4 protein-coding genes and 1 pseudogene are annotated in these 7,391 nt (G+C 43.7%); all 5 read left to right on the top strand.

Translation table 11 applies throughout. The features are described from left to right. A pseudogene (locus tag Q0K03_RS06860) lies at positions 1 to 561 on the top strand (glucose-6-phosphate isomerase); the annotation flags it as partial. A gap of 136 nt (positions 562 to 697) precedes the next feature. Beyond that, positions 698 to 4,234 (top strand): pyruvate:ferredoxin (flavodoxin) oxidoreductase, encoded by a 3,537-nt coding sequence (nifJ, locus tag Q0K03_RS06855; protein WP_297238969.1) that lies wholly within the window; start codon positions 698 to 700, stop codon positions 4,232 to 4,234. Positions 4,235 to 4,287: 53 nt separating this feature from the next. Next, positions 4,288 to 5,004, top strand: a complete 717-nt coding sequence (locus Q0K03_RS06850; protein WP_297238968.1) for an HAD family hydrolase — start codon at positions 4,288 to 4,290, stop codon at positions 5,002 to 5,004. Next, entirely contained in the window at positions 4,979 to 5,794 is an 816-nt protein-coding gene (proB, locus tag Q0K03_RS06845) for a glutamate 5-kinase (RefSeq protein WP_297238967.1), read from the top strand. The genes Q0K03_RS06850 and proB overlap by 26 nt, the downstream gene beginning before the upstream one ends. Next, positions 5,791 to 7,044 (top strand): glutamate-5-semialdehyde dehydrogenase, encoded by a 1,254-nt coding sequence (locus Q0K03_RS06840; protein ID WP_297238966.1) that lies wholly within the window; start codon positions 5,791 to 5,793, stop codon positions 7,042 to 7,044. The genes proB and Q0K03_RS06840 overlap by 4 nt, the downstream gene beginning before the upstream one ends. The last annotated feature ends 347 nt before the right edge of the window (positions 7,045 to 7,391 follow it).

Below are 7,391 nucleotides of genomic sequence, written 5' to 3'. Positions count from 1 at the left end.
TACCGTTATGCGGTGGCCCGCCGCATCCTTCAAAATGAAGGCTATGATGTAGAGCTGTTCGTAAACTATGAAATGCAGATGCAGATGATCGCTGAATGGTGGAAACAGCTGTTTGGCGAAAGCGAAGGAAAAGATGGAAAAGGAATTCTTCCAGACAGCGTATGCAACTCCACCGACCTTCACTCTCTGGGACAGTTTGTTCAGGATGGAAAGAAGATCTTGTTTGAAACCAACTTGTATGTTGAAAAACCAATGTTGGATCTGACTTTCCCAAGCGATGAAGAAAATCTGGATAATATGAACTATCTGGCCGGAAAATCCATTGACTGGGTCAACAAGATGGCTGCCAAGGGAACCCTGCAGGCCCACGAAGAAACCGGAGGAGTACCTAACATTCTGTTAACGATGCCGGATATGAGTGCTTACAGTTTCGGGAACATGTGCATGTTCTATTTCAAGGCCATTGCGATGACGACCTTGATGAACGATTCCAATCCGTTCAATCAGCCAGGTGTTGAAGTATACAAGAAAAACATGTTCAAACTCTTGGGGAAAGAGTAAAAATCAAGGGACGGCTTCGTCCCTTTTTTTGGTTATACAAAGTGAACAATTTTTTTGAGTAGCTCTTTAAAATTGAAGGAAAAACTCGTATAATGGATAAGGTATAGGATTACTAAAATAAGGAGGAAATGAAATCATGCCTAGAGCTAAACTATCGATGGATGGGAATACAGCGGCAGCGCACGTTGCGTATGCGTATACAGACGTTGCGGCTATTTACCCAATCACTCCATCTAGTCCAATGGCTGACCAAATCGATATCTGGTCTGCAGGCGGACGCAAAAACATTTTTGGGAATCAGGTAGTTGTTAGTGAAATGCAGTCTGAAGCAGGTGCAGCCGGTGCTGTACACGGATCTTTGGCCGCAGGAGCCCTGACAAATACATTCACCGCTTCTCAAGGTTTGTTGTTGATGATCCCAAATATGTATAAGATCGCAGCAGAACAGCTGCCATGTGTATTTGATGTATCTGCTCGTACGGTAGCTACTCATGCATTGAATATCTTTGGTGATCACAGTGACGTTTATGCCTGCCGTCAGACAGGTTTTGCGATGTTGTGTGAAACCAACCCACAGGAAGTTATGGACTTGTCTCCAGTGGCTCATTGTGCCGCTTTGGAAGGAAAGGTTCCATTCATCAATTTCTTTGATGGATTCCGTACTTCTCATGAAATCCAGAAAATCGAGATCTGGGATTATGAAGATCTAAAAGATTTGTGTCCAATGGAAGATGTAGAAGCATTCCGTAATCATTCGCTGAATCCTGAACATCCTTCTATGCGCGGTTCTCACGAAAATGGAGATATCTTCTTCCAGCATCGTGAAGCCTGCAACACAGTTTATGACGATCTGCCTGAAGTTGTAGAAAAATACATGGGTAAGATCAACGAAAGATTAGGAACAAACTACGATTTGTTCAACTATTATGGAGCACCAGATGCTGATCGCGTGATCATCGCAATGGGTTCTATCAACGACGTATGTGAAGAAGTTATCGACTACCTGATGGCAAAAGGCGAAAAAGTCGGTGTCATCAAAGTTCGTTTATATCGTCCTTGGTCAAGCAAACACTTGTTGAAGGTTCTTCCAGAAACAGTGAAGAAGATTGCGGTATTGGACCGTACAAAAGAACCTGGTTCATTAGGAGAACCATTGTTCCTGGATGTTGCCACAACGCTTCGTGAAGCCGGCTTGAATGATATCAAACTGGTAGGCGGACGTTACGGATTAGGTTCGAAAGACACTCCACCTTCAAGTGTATTCGCAGTTTACACAGAACTGATGAAAGACGAACCAAAAGAACGCTTCACGATCGGTATCGTGGATGATGTGACAAACTTGTCTTTACCAGAAGTAAAACCAGCTCCAATCACAAGTGCTCCGGGAACGATCGAATGTAAATTCTGGGGTCTTGGTGGAGACGGTACAGTGGGTGCCAACAAGAACTCTACAAAGATCATCGGTGACCACACGGACAAGTATATTCAGGCTTACTTCCAGTATGACTCTAAGAAAACCGGTGGTATCACGATTTCCCACTTGCGTTTTGGAGACAACCCGATCAAGAGTCCATACTACATCAGCCAGGCTGATTTCGTTGCCTGCCACAATCCTTCTTATGTAGTAAAAGGATATAAGATGGTTCAGGATGTTAAACCTGGCGGTATCTACATGATCAACTGTCAGTGGTCTGATGAAGAATTAGACAAACATATGCCAGCGGAAGCCAAGAAATATATCTATGACAACAACATTCAGCTGTACACGATCAATGCGATCGACAAGGCCATCGAAATCGGTATGGGTAAACGTACCAATACGATCCTGCAGTCTGCATTCTTCAAACTGGCAGATATCATGCCAATCGATCAGGCTGTAACATACATGAAAGAAGCCGCTAAAAAATCTTATTCCAAGAAAGGTGATGCGGTCGTAGAAATGAACTACAAGGCTATCGATGCCGGTGTCGATGCATTGCACAAAGTAGAAGTTCCAGCTTCCTGGGCCAACCCTCAGCCAGATGCAGCTCCAGCTCCAAAAGCAGGACGTGCGGCTACGGTGAAGATGGTCAACGATATCATGGAACCGGTAAACCTGATGGATGGAGATGCGCTTCCAGTATCGGCTTTCAATGTCAATGTTGACGGTCATTGGGAAACAGGTGCCAGCGCTTACGAAAAACGTGGTACAGCCGTTATGGTTCCTGAATGGGATGCCGAAAAATGTATCCAGTGTAACCAGTGTGCCTTTGTCTGCTCACACGCAACGATTCGTCCATTCTTATTGAACGAAGAAGAAGTCAAAGCCGCTCCAGAAAACATCAAACTGGCCGATATGAAACCAAAAGCTGGAGAATACAAATACACAATGAGTGTCACTCCGCTTGACTGTATGGGATGCGGTGAATGTATCACTGTATGTCCAACAGGCGCTATCGCTATGAAACCTCAGGAATCTCAGTTGGCTGAACAGCCAGTATTCGATTACCTGGTTGCCAATGTTTCTAAGAAGGATATCGGATTGAAAGATGAAACCGTTAAGGGATCTCAGTTCAATCAGCCATTATTAGAGTTCTCCGGATCTTGTGCAGGATGTGCCGAAACATCTTATGCTCGTCTGGTAACACAGTTGTTTGGAGAACAGATGTATATCTCTAACGCAACCGGATGTTCTTCTATCTGGGGTGGACCAGCTGCCACTTGTCCATACACTGTCAATAAAGATTCCAACCAGGGACCTGCATGGGCAAACTCTTTGTTTGAAGACAATGCCGAACATGGTTACGGTATGGCATTAGGATACAAGACATTGCGTGAACAGACGATCAATAAAGTTGCCGAAGTGGTTGAGGCATCAGGAAATGCGGATCTTCAGGCTGCTTTCGATAAATTCATCGAAACAAAAGAAGATACAAAAGCCAACGCTCAGCCAGCTAAGGATTTGATCGCTGCCTTGGAAAATCTTGGAACCGATGCCGCTAAAGAAGTGCTGGCCAACAAACAATACTTCTCTAAGAAATCTGTATGGATCTTCGGTGGAGACGGTTGGGCTTATGACATCGGATTCGGTGGATTAGACCATGTACTGGCTTCTGGAGAAAACGTAAACGTATTTGTATTCGATACAGAAATGTATTCCAATACAGGTGGACAGGCTTCTAAGGCAAGTAACATTGGTGAAGTTTGTCAGTTCGCCGCTGCCGGTAAAGAAATCAAGAAAAAATCTCTGGCAGAGATTGCCATGACTTATGGTTATGTATATGTAGCACAGATCGCTTTAGGTGCCAACCCAGCTCAGGCTGTTAAGTGCATCGCAGAAGCTGAAGCTTACGACGGACCATCTTTGATCATCGGTTATGCACCTTGTGAACTTCATGGTATCGCTAAGGGTGGTATGAACCATTGTCAGGATGAAATGAAGAAAGCTGTCAAAGCCGGATACTGGAACTTATTCAGTTTCGACCCAGCTAAGAAAGCTGCCGGACAGAATCCGTTCACATTAACTTCTAAAGAAGGCGATGGAAGCTATCAGGAATTCTTGAACAACGAAGCTCGTTACACTCGTTTGGTTAAACCATTCCCAGAAAGAGCCAAAGACTTGTTCGCTAAATCTGAGGAAGAAGCTAACGCACGTTTCGAACACTTGAAGAAACTGGTTGACTTATACAGCTAATTTCAAAATTGGATCGGGTAAAACCGATCCTTTTTTTGTGGTATAATCTAACCATGAAATTTTTGTTTGACTGTGATGACACTCTGTATGATCTTTCCTGGCCGTTTCGCTGCTGCATCGAAGATTTTCAGCTGCCGGTAGAGTCCAAAGATCTGTTAACTTTTTATGCCTGTTACAGACAACACGGCGATGCGATCTTTCCGCTTGTGCAGGAGGGAAGAATGAGTGTCGATGAATCGGGAGCCTACCGCATACAAAAGGCGTGTCAGGACCATGGCATTGAAATGACCAAGGCTCAGGCCTTAAAATTTCAGGAACGATATCGCTTTTACCAGTCTAAAATTCAGATGAGTTCCTTGTTTCATCAGTTTTTTTCGACTTCTAAAAGCGAAATGGCCGTACTGACCAATGGGGAAGATGGACATCAAAGAAATAAGGTCCATACCTTAAGGGTAACCGATTATATTCCGGAAGATCATATTTTTACCAGCGGACAGATCGGGTATCGAAAACCCGATTCCAAAGCGTTTCAATATGTGATGGAGGCTCTGCAGGACCAGCCGCAAAACTGGCTCTATATCGGGGACAGTTATATCAATGATATGGAAGGGGCCAAAAAAGCCGGCCTTCATACATTGTATTTTAACCGGCATCATCAAATGGAAGGCCCCTGTGCAGAGCATATCGTTTATACGGAAGAACAGCTGATCAAGTATTTAATGGATTTGGAAGGGCGTGAAACCGATGACCAGAGAAGACCTAAAGAATAAAAAGCGAATCGTGATCAAAGTGGGCTCAAGCAGTATCACCCATGAAAATGGAGATTTGAACCTTTCCAGGATCGAAAGACTGGTGCGCGTTCTCTGCGATCTAAGATCACAGGGAAAAGATGTGGTCCTTGTCTCCTCGGGAGCCATTGCCTGCGGAAGAAGAGCTTTGCATATTGGAAGACGTCCTGAAACCATAGCGGAAAAACAAGCCTTCGCGGCGGTGGGACAGGCTCGGCTGATGATGGTCTATCAAAGACTGTTCAGTGAATATAACACTGTGGCTTCCCAGATCCTTTTGACAAAAAACATCATGATGGAAAAGCGGTCCCGCCAGAATGCCAGAAACACATTTTTGGAGCTGTTTGAACTGGACTGTATCCCGATTGTCAATGAAAACGATACGATTTCAACGCATGAGCTGGAAGAAGTTGAAAGTTTTGGCGATAACGACCAGCTGGCCAGTACTGTGGGTGCCTTGATCAATGCCGATCTGGTGATCTTGCTTAGCGATATTGAAGGGTTGTATACAGATAACCCTAAGACCAATCCAGATGCCAAACTGATCCAATATGTCACTAAAATCGATTCTTCTTTGATGGAAATGGGAAAAAGCGAATCGGGATCCAATGTGGGCACCGGCGGTATGAGTGCCAAACTGGTAGCGGCTCAGATTGCCATGGATGCCGGCGCGGATCTGGTGATTGCCAAATTTGAAGACGGCATCGTGACAAAGATCCTTCAAGGAGAACCAACAGGAACGTATTTCACTTCCGGAAAGGAGAGCGTATGAATTTAAGATCAATAGGAGAACAAGCCAAACAAAGCAGTTATGGCTTGGCTGTTTTGACGTCTCAACAAAAAAACGAAGCTTTAGACCGCGTGTATCATGCGCTTTTAAAGAATACGGATAAGATCTTGAGCGCCAATCAGAAAGATATGGAAAACGGACGAAGAAAAGGATTGAATGAGGGTTTGTTGGACAGACTGATGTTGAATCAAGAAAGGATACAAGCCATGGCCGATTCGATCCGGGATATTATTCAATTGGAAGATCCCATTGGTGAAGTGCTGGATTCTTATACTCTTGAAAACGGACTTCAAATCAAAAAGAAACGGGTTCCTATCGGTGTGATCGGGATCATTTATGAAGCCAGACCCAATGTTACCTTAGATGCCTTTACCATTTGTTTTAAAACGGGGAATGCCGTGATCTTAAAAGGCGGCAGCGATGCCCTGTATTCCAACCAGGCTATTACCAAAGCCATTCAAGAGGGATTGATGGATTCTCAAATTGATGAAAATGCAATCCAGCTAATCACATCCACTTCGCATGAAGATACCGAGCAATTTATGAAGATGACCGATTATGTGGATGTCATCATTCCCCGGGGCTCCAGGCGATTGATCCAAAGTGTGATGGCGAATGCCAAAGTGCCGGTGATTGAAACCGGAGCTGGAAATTGTCATATTTATCTTGATGCGTTTGCGGATATTCAAAAGGCGATCGATATCGTATACAATGCCAAGACCCAGCGGATCGGTGTGTGCAATGCCGCCGAGTCTTTGCTGGTGCATAAGGATATCGCTCAGAAGATCTTGCCTAAGGTGCAGGAAAAGCTGAATGAAAAAAATGTACTTTTAAAGTGTGATGAAGATAGCTATGCGATTCTTAAAGATCATCCTGGACGAATCGATCATGCCACAAAAGAAGACTGGGGCGAAGAATACCTGGACTACATTTTATCGGTTAAGGTCGTAAAGGATGTCAAAGAAGCCATAGATCACATCAATACATATTCGACAAGGCATAGTGAATGTATCGTGACCGAAAACGAAAAGAACGCTCAACAGTTCTTGAACGAAGTGGATTCGGCCTGTGTATACTGGAACGCATCCACACGGTTTACCGATGGCGGCGTCTTTGGTTTTGGGGCCGAGATTGGGATCTCTACCGGAAAGATCCATGCCCGAGGACCTATGGCACTCAAAGAAATGACATCGTATAAATATGTGATTCAAGGAAACGGACAAGTCCGTTGATCAGCTCATCATTGATGAGCTTTTTTTAAACTGTACTATTAAATTGAGGAGATAAGAATTATAAAAACTTCATCATCCCCTTTATTTATGCGGTTTCCTGAGAAAAAATCCAAAATGGACGGCAAATTTTATTTTTTGCACTTTTTAGTTATTCGAAATAGAGGATATGAATTGAGCTGTTCATAATTACTTATATGCTTATGAAAAAAAGTGGTCAATCGTAAAGAACTAACCACTTTGTGCAATATTGAATAGGAAACTTTTAAATTAGAATTTGAATATCAGTAAATTATGACCTCTCAACAGAGGTTACAGTGTTTTAATAAAATCCTCCAAAAGCCTTGAAA

The organism is uncultured Faecalicoccus sp. (genome assembly GCF_944327125.1).
Classification (GTDB): Bacteria; Bacillota_I; Bacilli_A; order Erysipelotrichales; family Erysipelotrichaceae; genus Faecalicoccus.
This window is presented reverse-complemented; position numbering and strand designations above follow the sequence as displayed.

What these genes read in the sequence shown, in the direction of transcription:
- nifJ (WP_297238969.1), top strand. Translation starts at nt 698, where the DNA reads ATGCCTAGAGCTAAACTATCGATGGATGGGAATACAGCGGCAGCGCAC.
- Q0K03_RS06850 (WP_297238968.1), top strand. Translation starts at nt 4,288, where the DNA reads ATGAAATTTTTGTTTGACTGTGATGACACTCTGTATGATCTTTCCTGG.
- proB (WP_297238967.1), top strand. Translation starts at nt 4,979, where the DNA reads ATGACCAGAGAAGACCTAAAGAATAAAAAGCGAATCGTGATCAAAGTG.
- Q0K03_RS06840 (WP_297238966.1), top strand. Translation starts at nt 5,791, where the DNA reads ATGAATTTAAGATCAATAGGAGAACAAGCCAAACAAAGCAGTTATGGC.